Raw genomic sequence first — 19330 nt, forward strand, 5'->3', positions numbered from 1 at the left:
CAACTCCTGTCATTACTTCGAGTCATCAACGGGGTAAACACCGTTTTCATCATGCACTTCTTTACCACTCAAGGGTGGATTAAAAACACATGCCATCTTCATTTCAGTCGTTGCACGCAATAAATGCTCGTCATGCTGATCCAGTATGTATAACATCCCCGGTTCAATTGGGTACACCTTTCCATCCGCTAAGGTTTCAATTTCACCCGTTCCGCTCATGCAATAGACAGACTCTAAATGGTTCTGGTACCAAATATGCGTTTCGGTATTGGCATATATTGTCGTGATATGAAATGAAAACCCCATTTGATCATCTTTTAACAACATCCTTGTGCTTTCCCAATTTTCTGAAACAACACGTCTTTCAGAGGCTTCACAGTCCTTCAAATGCCTGACAATCATATACTTCTCCTCAGCTTCAAATTAAGATGCTTTTCTTTGCTGTTCTGAAAGCGCTTTCGCAAAACACTCATTCAAAACACTCAATCCAAACTCAATCTGCTGATCCGTGATCACCAAAGGCACCAAACACTTAACAACCTGCCCATGCGCACCACTGGTCTCTATTACCAATCCTTTTTCAAATGCCAAACGGGTGACTCGATGCGCAAGCTCGCCGTTTTCACATTCGATACCACTCATTAAACCACGCCCCTTGAGCGTCATGGTTTTGAAACCATGTTTACGAATAATATCGGATAAACCTTTTCTGAGCATTTCAGCTTTACGTCTCACCTCAGATGCAAACACATCATCTTTCCAAAACGTCTTGAATGCGGCTGTCGCCGTTACAAATGCGTGATTGTTACCGCGAAAGGTTCCGTTATGCTCACCCGGAGACCATTGATCTAGCTCGCTACGGAAAATAGTCAATGCAAAAGGAAGACCGTAACCGCTGAGCGACTTTGACAAGGTCACTATATCAGGCTTAATGCCTACATCTTCAAAGCTAAAAAAGCGCCCAGAACGACCGCAGCCTGACTGAATATCATCCACTATTAGTAACATTTTATGCTTACGGCAAACGCGCTCTAAATTTCTTAACCAATCAAAGGACGCCGCATTTAAACCACCCTCACCTTGGATAGTTTCTACTATCACCGCCGCAGGATGATCAACACCACTACTAGGATCAGAAAGAACTTTATCTAAGTATTCAGTGGTATCAACCCCTTCACCTAAATAACCGTCGAACGGCATACGAGTTACGTCGGATAAAGAAGCACCCATTCCGCCTCTGTGGTGTTCATTACCCGTGCAGGCTAACGCTCCACCAGATACGCCATGAAAACCATTTGTGAACGAAATAATTTCGCTTCGACCTGTCACTTTACGTGCGAGCTTCAGCGCGGCCTCTACTGAGTTCGTGCCTGTGGGACCTGTAAACTGGACACGAAAATCCCCCATTCCTCTTGGTGCTAAAATAATATCGTGAAAGGTATTTAAAAAATCCTCTTTTGCACTGGAATACATATCAAGCCCATGCGTAATACCATCTGACAGGATATAGTCAACCAACGCCTTTTGTAGTACAGGGTGATTGTGACCATAATTTAACGTCCCTGCCCCGGCTAAAAAGTCCACATACTCAGCTCCTGCTTCAGTATAAAGCGACGCACCTTTTGCTCGATTAAACACGACTGGAAATGAACGCGAATAGGTACGTACAGTGGATTCTAATTGCTCAAAAATATTCATACTTGATTCCCTTTTACTTGTTAGTGTATTTGTGTCGTATTGCTTTGCATCGTGCCGCATTGCTGAACAATGAAAGGACCCGCTCGATACAAAACCTCATCTTCATGCTGCCCAGAAAAATGCTGCTCTTTTGAAAACAAAATCGATGTTTCCACGGGCGCAGACAATTCATTGAAGAACCCTTTAAACAACGCCTCAGATGCTTGATTACCAGGCGTAATAGTCGTTTCTAAATACGCAATGCCTTTATTGGCAGACACGCGTCTGACCAGCGCATGCAGCATACGCTTTGCAAGCTGCTGGCCACGGCACTCAGGTGCCACGGCAACCTGCCAAATAAACAGTGTTTTTAGACGTGCAGGCGGCACATAACCTGATATAAATCCGAGTAAATGCCCATCTGCCGACTTCACTGCAATTGAGGTTTGCGCAAAATCCGAGCACTGCAATAGATTGCAATAAACGGAGTTTGTATCTAAAGGTGGGCAGCGTTTAACCAACTCATACAAAGCTGGACCATCCGCTGGCTCGGGTGTACAAAAGTTTAATTCAGTATTATTCATAGCCTTTCTATATATTTGCATTCCTATGCTTTTTATTATAAAACATAATACAGAGGCTATTTCAACCCTAAATATGGGCATTCCATACAGAAGATGGCAAGAAAAGCACCCTAACACACAGAGAAACACGCACTAAATTCCATAGAATTGCGCTGAATACTATTGAAAGGTTTGACGATGATAAGTTTGCAATGCAAAGCGAATAAGGTTAAAAATCACCCTCAGATTTTGTTACCTAGCCCCCAACACAACCTCGCGAGCCTTATGCAAAAAAGTCAAGAACTCTTAGTCATGCTACGCCAGATAGTCAGAGCAACGGATATGTATGACAAGCACCTTAGCCGCATGACGGGCCTTACCCTACCGCAACTCTTGTTGATGCAAACATTGGAATCGAATGGGCCTATCACGGTAGGCTCATTAGCGAAGGAGATGAACTTAACACAAGCAACCGTGACCAGCATTTTGGATCGTTTAGAACGGAAGCTATTGGTAAAGCGCGAACGCAGTCAAAGTGACAAGCGTAAAGTGCACGTTGTGACGACTGAGGAAGGCATCGAACTGCTTAAATCCGCGCCAACGACGCTACAAGACGTATTCATACAGCAATTTGATCACTTACAGGCATGGGAACAATCAATGGTTCTTGCATCCTTCCAGCGTGTTGTAGAAATGCTGGACGCCCATCATATCGATGCGGCGCCAATGCTCGATATCGGCATATTAGACCGTAGTGAAGAGTCAAATTAACCCTATCTTCTCAATGAGCAGACCCGCACACATCTAAACGAGTGCGCTTGACTGCTCTATTTTGTTAGAATTGCCGTATCTTCTTTTTTTAATGGAACGCACTGCACTATGAGTAAGTTTTGGAGTCCGGCGATTCGTTCACTCGTTCCCTACACCCCCGGTGAGCAGCCAAAGGTGTTGAACTTAATTAAACTCAACACCAATGAAAACCCCTATCCACCCGCACCAGGGGTCACTGACGTCATTCGCGAATTCGACACCTCACGATTACGTTTATACCCAGACCCTGATGCGTCCATTTTAAAGCAAGGGTTAGCGGAATATCATAACATCGATAAATCTCAAGTATTTGTTGGAAACGGCTCGGATGAGGTCTTAGCCTTAGCATTCATGGCTTTTTTCCGTCATGGAACCCCCTTGCTCATGCCGGAAACCACCTATAGTTTTTACGAAGTCTACTGTGATCTATTCAACATAGACGCAGACAAGATTCCACTCAATGCAAACTTTGAGATCAATCTTGACGACTACACCTCAGAAAACACTGGCATTATTTTTGCGAACCCCAATGCGCCCACTGGCATCGCGATTACTTTAGATGAAATTGAAACCCTCCTAAAACGCAATACAGAAACGCTCGTATTGGTTGATGAGGCTTATGTTGATTTTGGTGCGAACAGCGCTATTGCGTTAATCAATCAATATCCAAACCTGCTGGTTTCACATACTTTTTCAAAGTCTAGATCTCTAGCAGGCATGAGAGTGGGTTGCGCTTTTGGCCATCCAGACCTCATTGCAGGCTTAGAGCGAGTCAAGAACAGCTTTAACTCCTACCCGCTGGACATGCTCGCCATCGCATCAGCCACTGAATCGCTTAAAGATGAAACCTACTTTCAAACCACCTGCCGACGCATTCAATCCACACGTGAGCAGGTATCCAATGAACTGAACAATCTAGGTTTTAATGTTTTACCTTCAGCGGCAAACTTTATCTTCGCGTCGCATCCCAACTATGATGCAAAAGAACTGATGCAATATTTGCGGGACAAGAACATACTGGTTCGTCACTTTACGCGCGCGGGAATTGATCAATTTTTACGCATCACTATTGGTACAGATGCTGAAATGTCAGAACTCATCACCGCTCTTAAAACGCATATTCATTAAACGACATGCACCAAGCCCGCCATACAACGCGCTTGGTGCACTTTACGCTCAAGATGGAATCATCAAGAGTCGCCTTCAACTCGATTTCCACCACAATGCCTGGCAATCGCAAGATTCTCAATGATTCTCTTCATCATTTCAGCAGCCGTATCTTCGGGACCGGATAAGCTCGACACCCCAACACTGACCGTACACGAAACATTCCCCGACGCTGACGGAATGTCCAACTCACTCACTAAACGACGTGCCCGCTCGCCAGCAAGAACGGCCTGTTCGTGATTTGTTTCGGGTAAAAACAGGCCAATTTGATCATCACCAAATCTCACTAAGAAGTCAGCGGTGCGCTTCATTTGATAAAGCGAGGTCACAATTTGGCGCAATAGCTGATCACCTGCATCCCAGCCAAAATCATCATTGACACGACTAAAATCATCGATATCAATCAACAACATACTGCATATTCCATCATAACGCTGCGCTTGCGCTATATTTTGCTCCATAACCGGTATCAAGGCTCTTCGGTTATACGCCCCCGTCAATGAATCACGCTGGGCTTGATGGCTGATTTTACGTTCTAGTTTTTTACGCTCATTAATATTGCGCAAAGACCAAACATAGGTGCTTGCATCAACACAGTTTAAACGCGTTTCAAACCATATCGTCTCTGATAGCCCCAAATTTTTTAGCTCGGGTAAATGCTCAGGACGAAAAATATAACGTGCTTTACTGACGTCTCCAGACGCCTGTGCAGAGGACACCTGCTCACGCAAGGTTGTTAAAATCGTTTCTGACAACAGATTTTCAATTGATACACCACGTATTGAATCAGGCTGGAGCCACACTTCATCGCCAACACTTACATACTGAATACATTGATCTTTGATAATAAAAACACAATCGGCCGTCACGGCTAGAACAGATGCAAAACAGGATTCAGGAAACGCTTGCCCATCAGACATACTTCACCTCAAACATTTGAAAACCCTACCTCCTGTTAGGAAAATAAGACGCAGGGCACATTCATTACGCTATAATTATTTAAATGGCTGAATCATCAACTCAACGGCAGCTTTTAGCGTGTCATCAGAACAACTAAAGCACGTGCCTTTAGGGGGCATGGCCCCTTTTCCGGAAATGACAGTTTGAGTTAGGACATCCAAGTCTTTTTCTAGACGCGGAGCCCAAGCAGCAACATCATCCATTTTGGGCGCACCCGCTAACCCTGCATTGTGACAGGCTAGGCAATGACGATCTAAAATACCCTGTAAATCATCCTGAGACCATGCCATTGACGCGCTTAGACACACACTTATAACACCTACTGATGAAAGCACTTTTTTCATTTTTATAACCTCATCGACAGCTCTTTAACCCGAGGATACCCGAGAAGAGCCAACAAATCGATAGATTAAGTTTCGGTTTTTGCTTTGGATCATTTAGAACGAAAAAAGCCTGATGCAGCCGTAAAACCGCATCAGGCTTTTTAGTAAAAACAGAGATTAAGCGCTTAACTCCAGCAAAAGCTTATTCAATCGAGCAATATACGCTGAAGGATCATCTAACTGGCCTCCTGCAGCAATTTGAGCCTGATCAAACAGGATTTTAGCCAACTCAGAGAAACGTTCCTCATCAGGCTCCTGATCCAGCTTCACGATCAATGGATGCTCAGGATTCAGCTCAAAAATAGGCTTGGTGTCTGGAACCTTTTGACCGGCCGCTTCCATAATCTTACGCATCTGCAGACCCATATCATAGTCGCCAAGGACAAGGCATGCAGGCGAGTCCGTTAAACGGTGTGTCACTCGCACATCTGAGACTTGCTCAGTCAGTACAGGCTTGATGCGTTCAATGAGTCCGTCCAACTGCTTAGCCGTTTCTTCCTGTTGCTTCTTCTCTTCTTCGGTTTCAACCTGACCAAGATTCAACTCTCCTTTCGTCACATCTTGGAAAGACTTACCCTCGAAATCAAAGAGCTGCCCCATCATCCACTCATCGATACGATCTGTGAGCAATAGCACTTCGATCTCTTTTTTACGGAAGATTTCAAGGTGCGGGCTGTTTTTGGCCGTGTTGTAGTTATCAGCCACCACGTAATAGATCTTTTCTTGCCCTTCTTTCATGCGGGCAATGTAGTCCTCAAGACCTACAGACTGCTCTGAGTTTCCTGTATGCGTTGACGCAAAACGCATCAGCTTTAGAATTTTCTCACGATTAGCATAGTCTTCCGCAGGGCCTTCTTTAAGAACCTGACCAAACTCTTTCCAGAAAGTACTGTATTTCTCAGCATCGTCTTTCGCAAGTTTAGACAGCATGTCAAGTACACGCTTGGTCAAGGCCGAACGCAACTTATCGACATTCGCGTCTTTTTGTAAAATCTCGCGAGAAACGTTCAAGGATAGATTATTGGTGTCAACAACCCCTTTAATGAAGCGCAGGTACAAGGGCAAGAACTGATCGGCCTGATCCATAATAAAAACGCGCTGAACATAGAGCTTCAAACCTTTTGGCGCTTCTCTATTCCACAAATCATACGGCGCTTTTTCTGGCAAATAGAGCAAGCTTGTGTATTCAAGATTCCCCTCAACCTTGTTATGAGACCAAGTCAGCGGATCGGTGAAGTCGTGGGAAATATGTTTATAAAACTCAGTGTAGTCCTCATCTTTAACGTCAGACTTGCTGCGTGTCCACAGCGCGGTTGCACGGTTGACGGCTTCAAACTCAGGCGCCGCTGCAACCTCAGTTTTTTCGCCTTCCTCGTCATCCGCATCCTGCATAGGCGCATCCTTCTGCATCAGCACTGGGAAACTGATATGGTCTGAGTATTTACGAACAAGTGAGCGCAAACGCCAGCCATCGGCGAACTCTTCTTCGCCCTCTTTCAGATGCAATACAATACGAGTACCACGGCCCGCTTTTTCAGTGGTCGCTATCGTGAACTCGCCTTCACCTGTGGACGACCAATGAACGGCATTCGTAATGGCCTCGCCCGCACGGCGTGTGAAAACATCCACTTTATCCGCTACTATAAAGGCAGAGTAAAACCCTACACCAAACTGCCCAATCAACTGGGAATCTTTAGATTGGTCGCCCGTCATATTGGATAAAAAGCTCGCCGTTCCAGACTTCGCGATGGTACCCAGATGATCGATTACCTCTTGACGAGTCATCCCAATACCATTGTCTTCAATCGTCACTGTTTTAGCGTCTTTATCAAAGGTGATATGGATTTTGAGATCAGAATCGCCTTCGTAAATATCACCCTTAGAGACCGCTTCGAAGCGCAACTTTTCAGCGGCATCAGAGGCGTTAGAAATCAACTCACGAAGAAAAATTTCCTTATTCGAATACAAGGAGTGCACCATAAGGTGCAGTAATTGCTTAACTTCTGTTTGAAAGCCAAGTGTCTCTTTGCTGGTTTCTGTACTCATCGCTACCTCTGTTCATGTTAAGGATAAAAAACACACGCCTGGACACCTTCGTGACCCGTGCGTTATCTCCAAAGTATCTTGGTCAACCGCTTGTGTAAGAAGCTGATCCTCTGATTCTCATGAATGATGAGGGCGCAAACCTGAATTTCAAGTCTTCAGCGTGTACCATTTTCGCTTGTGTTCACAATGGGACGATTTAACTCTGAACTCATCGTGAGCGTTTTCATTGTGGAAGAGGTAAATTCACGTCGGTACAGAACGAACACCACAATGCAGCTAAGGAGTATAAAAAACCAAGGGTTAATGAGCCACACCATGACTGGAATACTGAAATAATAGGATCTGAGACCTATATTAAAACTATTGGCAGCCATCGATGTCATTTTTGCAATACGTGCAGCATGGGCATCACGCTGGCGCTCACTGATCGTCTCGGAAGGCAGAGGGGCACCGCCGATCATCACTGACGCAAAGCCATACTGTCTCAAACTCCATGTGAATTTGAAAAAGGCATAAACAAACAACATCAGCATTACCAATAGTTTTAACTCCCACTCCTGTTTAGTCGCCGACATAGCAAATGGAATTTCTTCAATTAGATTAATCGCCTCTTCCGTTGAGCTCATCACGGTCAATATGCCAGCCATAACTAAAATGGTTGTACTGGCAAAAAACGATACACTTCGCTCCAGGTTAGCAATGGCCGTGGTATCTGCAATGCGATTATCTCGCGTGAGCATGCGAATCATCCACTCAGTCCGATAGATATGCATGATGCTCGCAAGACAGGGTGTGGTATAGCTTTTTGCTCTCGCGTAATACATATAGCCGTTAAAGCAAAAGAGAAACCAGGCCAACGCCATAAGGTTAACCCAGTTATGGGTTACAAACTCGAGTAAAACGTCCATAAATCTCATCTCGGCAAGGGTAAAGACCCTTTAAATATACAGTAAACATGCATTAAATCCATTGCTTTTAATGGATCGGAAAGCAATTAGGTCACTGATATCAAAGTATATTATTGACTTAATATATTAAGATGAACAGGTTAAACAAATTGCCGCTGCCCAATCGGGAGGAGCTTGCGTAAAAGATGTCATCTCCGGTCGCAAATCAGTCGGACAACGCAACAGCGGCATTAACGCATTCACTTTGCGATAATCACCTTGCTCAGCCTCGCGAATAGCCTCCTCTGCCATGTAGTTTCGTAGAATATAGTAAGGATTTACTGCACGCATTTGTGCACGCCGAATCGCAGGACTCGCCGCTTCTAACTTGGCGCGCTGATAATATTTGTCCAGCCATTGTAAGAAAGCCGATGCTTGAGTCGGAAAATAGCTGACTATTGAGGTTACATTCAACAATTCAGAAAGAGGAATATCAACCAAGTCACTAAAGAATCGATGAATGTCCACTCGGTCTTTTTTAAATAAGTTCCAAAGCTCAGCAATTAAATCTGTATCATCAGGCTTAGGCTTCAAAAGTCCTAAACGTGCGCACTTTCGCTCCAACTCAAAGCATGCTTGTCGCTCAGAAAAAACCGCCAATTCGGCTTCCAATGCTTCACGCTCAACCAAGGGTAACAGTGCCTGAGCGAGGCATGCCATATTCCATAAGACAACGGAGGGCTGGCGGAAAAACGCATAACGCCCTGCATCATCATTTTTGTTGGCAATGTGATCGGGCTCATAATAATCAAGAAAGGTGAAAGGGCCATAATCAAATGTTTCGCCAATAATCGACATATTGTCCGTATTCAAAACACCATGAACAAAGCCATAGCTCTGCCACCACGCGACCAAACGCGCGGTACGATTCGAAATCTCTTTGAACATCTCTAAATACGGATTTTCATAACTTAATAAATCAGGATAAAAGCGATCCAGACAATAATCGGCTAAGCGCTTGAGATCCTCATGGCGATGACTGTAATAGAAATATTCAAAATGCCCAAAGCGTATATGACAAGGCGTCACCCTAACCACTAGAGCGCAGGGCTCCATACCAATACGCCGCGTATACTCCTCACTGCCAAGCAAACAAAGGGCTTGTGTTGACGGAATACCGAGACCTGTCATCGCTTCACTGACCAAGTATTCTCGAATACTGGAGCGCAGAACCGCCCGCCCATCACCAAAACGCGAAAAAGCTGTTCGGCCCGAACCTTTGAGATGCAAATCCCAACGCTGCCCTTTTGCGTTGACCACCTCACCCAGTAACACCCCTCGACCATCACCTAAATCTGGATTGTAATGGCCAAACTGATGCCCTGTGTATTTCATGGCCAAGGGCTCGGCACCCGGTAAAGGTGTCATTCCCGAAAAATACTTCACAAGGTCTTCTGGGTGTATTTGACAAGGGTCTAAATCCAGCAAAGTAGCCACCCTCGGATTAAAGCTAATCAAGTGCACATTTTTAAGGGGCTCAGGCTCTCTCAACTGATACCAAGTATCCGGTAACTGCCGATAGGTATTATCGAAATTGAGCTCTTTAAGGGTTCTGTTGTGTGCCATCACTTAGCCTCCATCGTTCGACCATCGCTTATACCTTACCATTTTTATCAGGTATTAACAGCGTTGCAAATGTAAGGTTTTTAACAAATACTTCGCCTCAAACATCAACGGCCTTTGATAATAGGTACATTCGACCATGACATTGGATTTAATTGATCTTCTGGTTTTTCTTGGCATTGGCGTCATTGCGCTGGCGTGGTGGAACAATCTAAAGGCAAAAGAGCAAGCACTAAAAGCGGTGATGCACTACTGTGACAGACATCATTTACAGTTACTTGATCAAAGTATCGCCCTGATTAAAATAAGACCTGCTCGAAATGAAACTGGCCGTCTACACTTGCAACGAACCTATCTATTTGAGTTCACAAGCACAGGAGATGAGCGCTACAAAGGCAAAGCCTTTATGCTGGGATCCAGTGTTTATCGACTGGACGTAGACGCCCACAGAATCGACTAGACAAGAACCAGACTGGCCCATTGCCCTTGTGTTAAAGCCTTAAAATCGGATGGATTTAGCTCAACTTCTAACCCTCTGCGTCCAGCACTCACAAACATCGTCGCTACGGTTTCAGCTGATTGGTCAATAAAGGTTTTAAGCCGCTTTTTTTGGCCCAGAGGACTGACACCTCCCAGCACATATCCGGTTACACGCTCGACTTGAGCCTTATTGGCCATTTCAACTTTTTTGGCGCCACTGGCTTTCGCCAACCGCTTTAAATTTAAACGCTCAGCAACAGGAACAAGCGCTACCGCAAGCTCTTTTCCATCTAAGCTGACCACAAGGGTTTTAAAAACACGCTCGGCTGACACTCCAAGTTTTTCAGCGGCTTCAAGGCCATACGAGTCAACACTTGGATCGTGTTGATATTCATGAACCTTAAAAGAGACATTTGCTTTTTTTAATAGGTTAATACAAGGCGTCATATAGTCCACATACGTGCGTTATCGGGCTCAACCCATCAAATCTGACGATAAAATCACACGTTAGCAATTGAGCCTAACGGGTGCAAGGACTACAGAGGCATTAATGAGGCCTAGACTGCTGCTCGCGTTGTAAAATTTGATCCGCATCAAGCGATGCAATTGGAACTCTCGGATTGATTGGAATCTCTCCTTGAAGCTGCAACGCCTGATAACGCAAAGCACAGACTCGCAAAAACGAGGTAAAGTTACCCAAATCATGCCCAGCATCTATCGACTCATGGTAAAGCCGGGTAATCAGTTGAGGGGTTTGCATACCATCGCGCTGAGCTATTTCTTCCAATAATTTCCAGAAATACTTTTCCATCCGCACGCTGGTGACCATTCCATCGATACGCAATGAATGCGTGTCACTTTTCCACAAATCTGGGTCGGCATTGATGAATAATCGGCACATCCCCCTCTCCTTCAATCAGATTTACACCAGCAGTTTTTGGAACTGCGCTAACCAGTCCGGATGCGCTGGCCAAGCTGGGGCCGTCACCAAATTACCGTCCGTTATGGCCGCATCTACCGCAATATCAGCGTACTCAGCTCCACTGGCCTCGACTTCTGGCCGACAAGCTGGGTAGGCTGAGCAACGCTTCCCTTCTAACACTTTAGCAGCTGAAAGCAATTGTGCACCATGACAAATGGCCGCAATGGGTTTATTTGTTTCCGAGAAATGCTGCACCATTGCCAACACCTTTGGATTCAAACGAAGGTACTCGGGAGCACGACCACCCGGAATGACCAAGGCATCATAGTCACTTGCTTCAATAGCGTCGAAGCTGGCATTTAATGTAAATCGGTGGCCAGGTTTCTCGCTATAGGTCTGATCGCCTTCAAAATCATGAATCGCCGTAGCAACACTGTCACCTGCTTGCTTGTCAGGACAGACAGCATGAACCTCGTGGCCAAAGGCTTGCAAGGCTTGAAACGGCACCATCGTTTCATAATCTTCGGTGAAGTCTCCGGTAATCATCAATATTTTCTTGCTCATTTTGGGTCTCCTTTACTTGTTATAACCCCACAACAAGACTCTCATAAACGGTGACCTTAGAGGTATTACAGTGTTACTACGTACCCGACCAACTCACTCATTTGAGTCGACGGCGTAGAGGAATTCGATGCCCCCAAAAGAACAGAGCTAAACCACCCACCACTAACAAGCACCCTTGCCATAACCGAGGCGTCAAGGGTTCTGCATTCAACAGGTGTCCTAGCATCAAGGCAAAGATGGGCGTAATCAATGTTACAAGAGCGACTGTACTCGCAGGTAAATGACGCAACACATGAAAATAGCTGACAAAACCCACCAAGGAGCCAAAAATAGCCAAGTATAAAACAGACCAAAAGGCTCGACTCGATGGATCGATGACCAAAGGCGCCGCCCCCATTAACCACCAAGTAATGCCAAAGCCTGGTAAAGACCATAGCAGAGCCCCTACCGTATGGGCTAAAGGGTGAACCTGAGCACTGGCACGCTTTACTAACACCCCACTGAGGCTAAACAGGAAAACAGCCAGTAACAATAGAAACACACCGGGCAGACTCTCACGCCCCAATGCGACATCGTCAGTAAAAATGATCCCAAGCCCCAAAAATGCCAAAACACTGGCAATCCAACGATACGTCTTCAAAGCGGGCTCGTTCAACAACCCCATACCAAAGATTGCGGATAAAATGGGGGCCAGACCAAAAATAATCGAGATTAAGCCCGAGGGTACATATCTCGAGGCAATATAGGTACAGCACATAGCCCCAAACACGCCGAGTGATGCATAGGCATAGGTTAATTGCGCTTGAAAATTCAATGGCAGACGAATACGAAGTATTCCTAACAACCCCAAACCGAGTACGGCGGCGATGCCCATGCGTAACCAGCCGGCGAGCACCGGATCTATGGTTTCACAACTCCATGCAATCGTCAGAGGTGTGGTGGACCAAATGAGCACCACTGCAAGATAGGCAACAGGTATGGACATCATGTCTCCAGAGTCGTGATTGAAACCGCATTATAGGTTAAGCTCAAAGAAGATGAGCTATTTCAAGCCGAGTTTTCTTTTACTTTCAGATGGATGCCCCATATAACCAACCTATTTTTTAGTGGTATTTTTTCTAGAGCGACGCACACCTTTGCGTTTCTGGCGAGTTTCCGTGCTTACAGGAACCTTCACTGTTGTTTGCCCAACTTGGCCAATCAAATCGCCGAGCGTAGCTTCTAGGCTTTGCATAAATGCCTGATAGCTGTCTTCTCGCTGACTGATTGCATTCAAGCGCGCCTCCCATTCGGCGGTCATATCTGGCAATGTGGTCGACTCAGGTAAGCTATGAATGAGGGCTTTACCTGCAAGCGTCGCCAGTATTTGTTTGCCTTGGCGCATTAGAAAATGTCGTTTGAACAATAACTCAATTATCCCTGCACGGGTCGCTTCGGTGCCAAGTCCATCGGTTTCTCGCAAAATTTTTCGGATATCGGGATCCTTGACATACCGCGCAATCCCCGTGATGGCGGCAAGCAAGGTTGCGTCGGTGAAATGCTTAGGCGGTTGAGTCATTTTTTCCTGTAACTCTCCACTGAGGCACTGCAGCACTTGACCTTGCTGAAGAGGTGGCAAAGCAGACTGTAAACCTTCACTCCCCCCCTCATCATCACTTGAACGAGATGGAAACAATACCTTCCAACCATTTTCCACGGTTTCACGCGCACGCGCGATGAAAGAGCCACCGACAATATCGAGCATCACTTCTGTATCTAGATAACGCCAATTTGGATAAAACTGGAGCAAATACTGACGAGCAATCAATTCATAGAGACGCTGCTCATCGGTTGACAAACGGGTACCATTGGCCTGTTTTTCCGTGGGTATAATCGCGTGATGCGCATCAACTTTTTTATCATTCCATGCTTTGCTGCGCAAATTAGGATCCGCACCCTCCACCGCCTCAACCAAAGAAGAACACGTATTACGAATAGCCTGCATGACACGGGGTGCTCGTTCATAATGCTCCTCAGGCAAATAACGACTGTCTGATCGTGGGTAGGTGATTAAGGTGTGCTTCTCGTAAAGGCTTTGACAGACATCCAACACCTGCTGAGCACTCATGCCATAACGCTTACCGGCATCAATCTGCAATGAAGACAAGCTGTAAGGTAAAGGCGGGGGCTGCTGTTTTGTTTTACGAGTTAACTGGGTGATATGAGCAGGCTGCCCAGTAATTCGACGCACTACATTTTCAGCCAAGGCTTTTGAGACAACTCGTCCCTCCTCATCCTGATACGCGGCACAGGCTTCACTTGGCTGCCACTTAGCCTGAAAGTGCTCACCTGCTTCCGTTTGCAGATTAGCCAATACCTCGTAAAAGGGTTTACTGACAAACGCGGCTATTGCATCATCTCGCCGTACAACCAGTCCCAGAATAGGGGTTTGCACTCGCCCTACTGACAACACCCCTTGATAGCCTGACTTTTGCCCCTGAAGCGTACACGCACGTGTCAAATTAATGCCATAAAGCCAATCAGCTCGCGAACGTGCTAATGCAGATGTCGACAGAGGTACAAACCCTTGATTGGGCTTAAGTTGAGCGAGTGCTCGACGAACAGCATCAGGATTGAGGTCACTGATCAAACAACGTTGAACCTTTGCACGTTTTTGAGGGGCAACCTTTAACCATGCAATGACTTCATCGACCAATAACTGCCCCTCGCGATCTGGATCTCCCGCGTGGATTAACTCATCCGCCTCTTTGACCAGCTTTTTAAGTACCGTCAGTTGCTTTCGCGTGTTCGCTTTTGGCTGTAACTGCCATTCACGAGGAACTATCGGTAAATGCTCAAATCGCCACGCTTTAAAAACCGGGTCATAGGCATCCGGCTCCACTTGCTCTAACAAATGACCGATACACCAACTGACAAGGGTGTCTGTACCGCACTTAATAAACCCTTCCCCTTTTTGTTGCGGGCCAGGCAATGCGTTGGCAATGGCTCGCCCTAAGGATGGCTTTTCTGCAATAAATAATCTCACTTGAACATCCTGTTCTGCATTTGCACGGCTAAAGTGTTATATTCGCTGACTCTCATTTGCGAACTATGGACACGCCTCATGTCTCTTCCTATTACTGTCTGGGGGCTTGCTTTAGGACAAGCCTTACTGGTCTCAGGTAACATTTTATTGGTTTCCGTTACAGCACTGATCGGGCAGCACATCGCTCCATCACTGAGTTTAATCACCCTTCCTGTCGCTTTACAATTTCTTGGACTGATGGGCGTTACCCTGCCCGCCGCTCTTTTAATGAGATGGCTAGGGCGAAAAACGGGGTTTATGCTCGGCAATCTCATCGGTGTGAGCGGCGCATGCTTGGCCTACTTCGCGCTGTTAAATCAAAATTTTACACTATTTTGCCTGAGTACTTTCTTATTAGGAATGGCCATCGGCGTTGGTCAGCAATATCGCTTTGCTGCAATTGAAGGCTGCCCCCCAAATTTACATCCTCGAGCCATCAGTCTTGTCATGGTTGGCGGTGTACTTGCCGCCATTTTAGGGCCCAATTTAGCAATATGGGCTGAAGATTGGGTATCCGATATCCCCTATTTGGGTGCCTTTGCGGTGTTAATTGCTCTCTACAGCTTAACCACGCTACTCATTGCTTTCTTACCCCTACAAAAACCAAACCTTGCAGAACAAAAGGGAGCGACTCGCTCATACCGCGAACTCTTTCAGCAACCCCGCCTGTTATCAGCGGTCTGCGCTGGCATGATTGGTTACGGCGTGATGGTACTGGTCATGACGGCAACGCCTTTAGCAATGCAAGCCTGTGGTTTTAGTTTCAGCAGTACCGCCAGTGTTATTCAGTGGCATGTACTCGGCATGTTTGCCCCATCGTTCATCACGGGTCGATTAATTTCGTATTTTTCAGCGACCAAGGTTATACAAGCGGGTTGTTTATTGCTTATCAGCTGTGTTCTTTTAAATCAATTGGGCACAAGCTATTGGCATTTTTGGACAGCATTAGTTGCACTCGGTGTGGGCTGGAACTTTACATTTATTGGTGCCACAACACTGCTAACACACACCTATGCTCCAGCCGAAAAAGCAAAGGTACAAGGAATGAATGACTTGCTCGTCTTCGGCTTTGCGGCTTTAGGCAGCCTGCTCGCTGGTTATTGGCAAAGTGTATTGGGATGGGAGTTACTGAATTTACTCATGCTACCGGCCATTGTAGTCGCCATGTGGCTCGTCTGGTCAAGTAACCGACGAGCCACGTCCTAGAGGTCAATCAGTGATCGCTCATTCCGACACTATGATCACACGTAAGGCATCTAAACGCAGGCTTGCTCGTTCAAGGGCAAGCCTCATCATCTCCGTCTCATCTGCATACTGAGTTAACTCTTGAGGATGGATCGCCGGGTTAACCGCCGCCAGTGCTTTAAGGCGCTCAAATTCGTTCGCTCGATCACTCAACAAGCTGTGCAAAGCCGACTCAATTAAACTTGGCAACTGCTTATCTGCAATCGCTTGCCCATGCTTTAGTTGCGAGACGATATTTTCGCGGGCCACTCGAGCCATGTTACGGCTGGTCGCCAAGGGTACAGGCTGTACCAGTTGGTTTAAGGGTTTATGCGCCAATACAGCGGACAAGTCCTGACCTTCCGGTCCGGTTAAGACCCTTAAATAACCTGAGGGCAAATAACGTGCAAGCTGGAGTGATCTCGGCACGGCGAGATTGAGCGTAAACACCGCTTCAACCAACAGCGTTCCTGCAGGTAAGGCCGGTAGTTTCAGTACGCCCAATGCATTATTACCAAGATCATTGCGGGTGAGTAACTCCATTAGCTCTAGAAGCAATGGGTGTTCCCAACTTAAAAACTCAACGTCCTCTCGTGACAATGCCTCTTTACGACTAAAAGTTAAGGTCATTCCATCTTCCGGAAGCTCAGACAGCTGGTACAACATCTGCTCTCCAGGATGAACGACCAACCCCCTTTCGCCATGAGGCTGAATTGCAATTCCAAACCGATCAAACAACTTTTCGGCATAGTCTTGCAACGCCTTACCATTTTCCAACTCATGAATTTGGCTAATGACGGAGTCGGCTTTTGCTGCATTGAAGCTAGACATTTCAAGCAAGCGATCTCGTCCAAAGGACAACTCACTTTCCAGTTCTTGTCGCTCTTGCTGGGTTTCCTCAAGCAGTTTTTGCAAAGCATGACGCTCGCCCGGGTGACGCATTGCATCTCTAAGTGGCTGAGCAAAGCGATGATAGAGCGCATCTCCTGTTGAACAAACCCGTGTAAATGCTTCCAGCCCTTCATGATACCAACGCATTAACACTTCAGTTGCGCTGTGTTGATAATACGGCAAGTGTATTTGCACACTGTGATGCTGCCCTATGCGATCCAAGCGTCCAATCCGTTGTTCTAGTAGATCTGGACTTAAGGGCAAGTCAAACAAAACCAGGTGATGGCAAAATTGGAAGTTACGTCCTTCGCTACCAATTTCAGAGCTGATCAACACTTGGGCTCCGAGCTCTTGCTCAGCAAAGTAGGCAGCACTGCGGTCCCGATTAACGAGGCTCATTCCTTCATGGAAAACAGTCGAGCGAACACCCCCTCTCAGATTGAGAAAATCTTCAAGCATGATGGCTGTTTCTGCATGCGCACAGATGACGAGCGCCTTTTCCTTTTTATTGGTTTTGAGCCATTCGAGCAACCAAGCAACACGAGGATCACTGCTAATCCATGTCTCCCCTAAGCGCTTTTCCGGATGTAAAAGTGGCTCTAAGGCAGGCTCTTCTTCACCTTCGGATGAAAACAGGGTCGGGGCAATGAGCGGATAGGTATGAAGCACTCGCTCAGGGAAGCCATCGATATTTTTTCGAGTATTACGGAACAGTACCCGCCCCGTTCCTTGACGATCCACTAAATCCGCAATCATTTTATGGAGGTTCGCAGACTGCTCAATTTCGGAAAGCCCTTTCCAGTGTTCAAGTGTATCTGCACCCAAGCGTTCAGCTAAAACAGCTTGCAAATGTGCATCCCGTTTTAGTAGCGGAGCCCCCTCGCTCATCAAGGCTTCAATCAAAACGTTTAGATGTCGATAGTCCGACTCTTCATCTAAGAACAGCTCTAAATCAGGGTAACGAGCAGGATCCAACAACCTCAAACGGGCAAAATGACCCTCTGGCCCTAACTGCTCAGGCGTAGCAGTTAAAAGCAGTAAGCCATCGGCAACACTGGCAACTTGCTCAACGCATTGATAAGCATGACTGACGACTTCTCGGCTCCAACCCAGATGGTGAGCCTCATCTACGACAAGAATATCCCAGTGCACTGACGAGGCTTGCTCAAGCCGCAGCTCACTCCTGGAAAGTAACGAAACAGGCGCCAAAATAAGCTGTGCAGAATCAAAGGGGTTCTCGTGTCCAGACTCGCTTATCGCCAAACAACGCTCTTCATCCAATAACGTAAACACCAAGTTGAAGCGTCTTAGCATTTCAACCAACCACTGGTGCAACAGCGAATCAGGCAATAACACCAATACGCGTTTAGCACGCCCTGATATCCAGTGCTGATGCAAAATCAATCCAGCTTCAATCGTTTTTCCAAGTCCAACTTCGTCAGCCAACAACGCCCTTGGCACCGCACGCGAGCTAAGCTCCGATGCAATGTACATTTGGTGTGGCAACAACTGAACACGAGCCCCCATGAGCCCATACGCTGATGACTTTTGTAGCCGATACTGATGTTCTAGAGTATCAACACGCAATTTGAACAAACTATGGCGATCAATCTGACCGGCAAATAACCGTTCTTGCGGTTTACTGAAGTGTACTGCACTGTCTAAGTGTATCTCTGGCACAATCATTTCTGTGCTCGACTCATCTACACCTAAGTAAATAAAGCAGCCATTATGTTCAATGCGTTCACGTATGGTAATGAGAACCCCATCATCATTTCGTATTTGCTCGTCGGGCTCGTAACAGACTCGACTCAAAGGAGCGTTATCCGTCGCATATGTCCGGCTATCTCCAGCTGCCGGAAAACTAATTTCCACACGTCGGTTGGCACATTCAACCACGATACCTAACCCCAGCTCAGCTTCTGTATTACTGATCCAACGCTGCCCTGGAACAAACTCTGTATGAGCCAATCTGCAAATCCTCTACAACACTTTGAATAATGAGTGCAATGATAGGCGTGATTGAAGCTGAGTTCAAAGCCTGATCGTGCTTAACCGTTATGTCTGTG

General features: G+C 46.3%; 18 protein-coding genes. 4 read left to right on the forward strand and 14 right to left on the reverse strand.

The annotated features are described in order from the left end of the window. Positions 1-12: 12 nt before the first annotated feature. From F5971_RS15615 to ectA, 3 genes are read right to left on the reverse strand one after another with little or no spacing between them, the layout of a single operon-like run. The gene (locus tag F5971_RS15615) at positions 13-402 is read right to left on the reverse strand and encodes an ectoine synthase (protein ID WP_036509838.1); all 390 of its coding nucleotides are present in this window, start codon (positions 400-402) and stop codon (positions 13-15) included. 21 nt (positions 403-423) lie between these two features. Next, positions 424-1698: a diaminobutyrate--2-oxoglutarate transaminase gene (gene ectB, locus F5971_RS15620; protein WP_193495906.1), complete on the reverse strand. Its 1275-nt coding sequence runs from the start codon at positions 1696-1698 to the stop codon at positions 424-426. Between the two features lie 20 nt (positions 1699-1718). Continuing rightward, a complete protein-coding gene (ectA, locus tag F5971_RS15625; RefSeq protein ID WP_193495909.1) occupies positions 1719-2261 on the reverse strand; it encodes a diaminobutyrate acetyltransferase in 543 nt (180 codons plus the stop codon). Positions 2262-2525: 264 nt separating this feature from the next. Here ectA and F5971_RS15630 point away from each other — a divergent pair, with 264 nt between their 5' ends. Together F5971_RS15630 and hisC are read left to right on the forward strand one after the other, a co-directional pair. Beyond that, positions 2526-3011, forward strand: a complete 486-nt coding sequence (locus F5971_RS15630) for a MarR family winged helix-turn-helix transcriptional regulator (RefSeq protein ID WP_036509901.1) — start codon at positions 2526-2528, stop codon at positions 3009-3011. Positions 3012-3119: 108 nt separating this feature from the next. Next, positions 3120-4178 carry a histidinol-phosphate transaminase gene (hisC, locus tag F5971_RS15635; RefSeq protein ID WP_036509836.1) on the forward strand — a complete coding sequence of 353 codons (1059 nt, stop codon included), beginning with the start codon at positions 3120-3122 and terminating at the stop codon, positions 4176-4178. Between the two features lie 62 nt (positions 4179-4240). Here the strand turns inward: hisC and F5971_RS15640 are convergent, their stop codons facing one another. The 5 genes from F5971_RS15640 to F5971_RS15660 all read right to left on the reverse strand — a co-directional run bounded on the left by F5971_RS15640 (position 4241) and on the right by F5971_RS15660 (position 10119). Beyond that, on the reverse strand, positions 4241-5137 hold the full coding sequence (locus F5971_RS15640) for a GGDEF domain-containing protein (RefSeq protein ID WP_051514329.1): 897 nt from the start codon (positions 5135-5137) through the stop codon (positions 4241-4243). Between the two features lie 75 nt (positions 5138-5212). Next, positions 5213-5521 (reverse strand): c-type cytochrome, encoded by a 309-nt coding sequence (locus F5971_RS15645; protein ID WP_036509834.1) that lies wholly within the window; start codon positions 5519-5521, stop codon positions 5213-5215. A gap of 156 nt (positions 5522-5677) precedes the next feature. Further along, the gene (gene htpG, locus F5971_RS15650) at positions 5678-7606 is read right to left on the reverse strand and encodes a molecular chaperone HtpG (RefSeq protein ID WP_193495911.1); all 1929 of its coding nucleotides are present in this window, start codon (positions 7604-7606) and stop codon (positions 5678-5680) included. A 155-nt stretch (positions 7607-7761) separates the two neighbouring features. Beyond that, positions 7762-8514, reverse strand: a complete 753-nt coding sequence (locus tag F5971_RS15655) for a DUF599 domain-containing protein (RefSeq protein WP_036509832.1) — start codon at positions 8512-8514, stop codon at positions 7762-7764. A gap of 126 nt (positions 8515-8640) precedes the next feature. Continuing rightward, on the reverse strand, positions 8641-10119 hold the full coding sequence (locus F5971_RS15660; RefSeq protein ID WP_193495913.1) for a protein adenylyltransferase SelO: 1479 nt from the start codon (positions 10117-10119) through the stop codon (positions 8641-8643). Between the two features lie 136 nt (positions 10120-10255). Between F5971_RS15660 and F5971_RS15665 the strand changes: the two genes are divergently transcribed. After that, a complete protein-coding gene (locus F5971_RS15665) occupies positions 10256-10576 on the forward strand; it encodes a DUF3301 domain-containing protein (RefSeq protein ID WP_036509828.1) in 321 nt (106 codons plus the stop codon). On the opposite strand, the gene ybaK is transcribed toward F5971_RS15665, so the two are convergent. The 5 genes from ybaK to F5971_RS15690 form a co-directional block, all read right to left on the reverse strand. After that, the gene (gene ybaK / locus F5971_RS15670) at positions 10573-11043 is read right to left on the reverse strand and encodes a Cys-tRNA(Pro) deacylase (RefSeq protein WP_193495915.1); all 471 of its coding nucleotides are present in this window, start codon (positions 11041-11043) and stop codon (positions 10573-10575) included. The two genes, F5971_RS15665 and ybaK, sit on opposite strands and share 4 nt — an antisense overlap. Positions 11044-11143: 100 nt before the next feature. After that, positions 11144-11497 (reverse strand): ribbon-helix-helix domain-containing protein, encoded by a 354-nt coding sequence (locus F5971_RS15675; RefSeq protein WP_193495917.1) that lies wholly within the window; start codon positions 11495-11497, stop codon positions 11144-11146. Between the two features lie 21 nt (positions 11498-11518). Continuing rightward, positions 11519-12082: a DJ-1/PfpI family protein gene (locus tag F5971_RS15680; RefSeq protein WP_193495920.1), complete on the reverse strand. Its 564-nt coding sequence runs from the start codon at positions 12080-12082 to the stop codon at positions 11519-11521. 97 nt (positions 12083-12179) lie between these two features. Further along, on the reverse strand, positions 12180-13067 hold the full coding sequence (locus F5971_RS15685) for a DMT family transporter (protein ID WP_193495922.1): 888 nt from the start codon (positions 13065-13067) through the stop codon (positions 12180-12182). A 111-nt stretch (positions 13068-13178) separates the two neighbouring features. After that, complete coding sequence (locus F5971_RS15690; RefSeq protein ID WP_193495924.1) at positions 13179-15107, reverse strand: DNA topoisomerase III; 1929 nt, start codon at positions 15105-15107, stop codon at positions 13179-13181. Between the two features lie 78 nt (positions 15108-15185). Between F5971_RS15690 and F5971_RS15695 the strand changes: the two genes are divergently transcribed. Further along, positions 15186-16352 carry an MFS transporter gene (locus F5971_RS15695; protein ID WP_193495927.1) on the forward strand — a complete coding sequence of 389 codons (1167 nt, stop codon included), beginning with the start codon at positions 15186-15188 and terminating at the stop codon, positions 16350-16352. A gap of 18 nt (positions 16353-16370) precedes the next feature. On the opposite strand, the gene rapA is transcribed toward F5971_RS15695, so the two are convergent. Then, positions 16371-19232 carry an RNA polymerase-associated protein RapA gene (gene rapA, locus F5971_RS15700; protein ID WP_193495929.1) on the reverse strand — a complete coding sequence of 954 codons (2862 nt, stop codon included), beginning with the start codon at positions 19230-19232 and terminating at the stop codon, positions 16371-16373. Between the last annotated feature and the right edge of the window lie 98 nt (positions 19233-19330).

The sequence above is a fragment of the Nitrincola alkalisediminis genome (assembly GCF_009821115.1).
Classification (GTDB): Bacteria; Pseudomonadota; Gammaproteobacteria; order Pseudomonadales; family Balneatricaceae; genus Nitrincola; species Nitrincola alkalisediminis.

What these genes read in the sequence shown, in the direction of transcription:
- F5971_RS15615 (WP_036509838.1), bottom strand. Translation starts at nt 402, where the DNA reads ATGATTGTCAGGCATTTGAAGGACTGTGAAGCCTCTGAAAGACGTGTT.
- ectB (WP_193495906.1), bottom strand. Translation starts at nt 1,698, where the DNA reads ATGAATATTTTTGAGCAATTAGAATCCACTGTACGTACCTATTCGCGT.
- ectA (WP_193495909.1), bottom strand. Translation starts at nt 2,261, where the DNA reads ATGAATAATACTGAATTAAACTTTTGTACACCCGAGCCAGCGGATGGT.
- F5971_RS15630 (WP_036509901.1), top strand. Translation starts at nt 2,526, where the DNA reads ATGCAAAAAAGTCAAGAACTCTTAGTCATGCTACGCCAGATAGTCAGA.
- hisC (WP_036509836.1), top strand. Translation starts at nt 3,120, where the DNA reads ATGAGTAAGTTTTGGAGTCCGGCGATTCGTTCACTCGTTCCCTACACC.
- F5971_RS15640 (WP_051514329.1), bottom strand. Translation starts at nt 5,137, where the DNA reads ATGTCTGATGGGCAAGCGTTTCCTGAATCCTGTTTTGCATCTGTTCTA.
- F5971_RS15645 (WP_036509834.1), bottom strand. Translation starts at nt 5,521, where the DNA reads ATGAAAAAAGTGCTTTCATCAGTAGGTGTTATAAGTGTGTGTCTAAGC.
- htpG (WP_193495911.1), bottom strand. Translation starts at nt 7,606, where the DNA reads ATGAGTACAGAAACCAGCAAAGAGACACTTGGCTTTCAAACAGAAGTT.
- F5971_RS15655 (WP_036509832.1), bottom strand. Translation starts at nt 8,514, where the DNA reads ATGGACGTTTTACTCGAGTTTGTAACCCATAACTGGGTTAACCTTATG.
- F5971_RS15660 (WP_193495913.1), bottom strand. Translation starts at nt 10,119, where the DNA reads ATGGCACACAACAGAACCCTTAAAGAGCTCAATTTCGATAATACCTAT.
- F5971_RS15665 (WP_036509828.1), top strand. Translation starts at nt 10,256, where the DNA reads ATGACATTGGATTTAATTGATCTTCTGGTTTTTCTTGGCATTGGCGTC.
- ybaK (WP_193495915.1), bottom strand. Translation starts at nt 11,043, where the DNA reads ATGACGCCTTGTATTAACCTATTAAAAAAAGCAAATGTCTCTTTTAAG.
- F5971_RS15675 (WP_193495917.1), bottom strand. Translation starts at nt 11,497, where the DNA reads ATGTGCCGATTATTCATCAATGCCGACCCAGATTTGTGGAAAAGTGAC.
- F5971_RS15680 (WP_193495920.1), bottom strand. Translation starts at nt 12,082, where the DNA reads ATGAGCAAGAAAATATTGATGATTACCGGAGACTTCACCGAAGATTAT.
- F5971_RS15685 (WP_193495922.1), bottom strand. Translation starts at nt 13,067, where the DNA reads ATGTCCATACCTGTTGCCTATCTTGCAGTGGTGCTCATTTGGTCCACC.
- F5971_RS15695 (WP_193495927.1), top strand. Translation starts at nt 15,186, where the DNA reads ATGTCTCTTCCTATTACTGTCTGGGGGCTTGCTTTAGGACAAGCCTTA.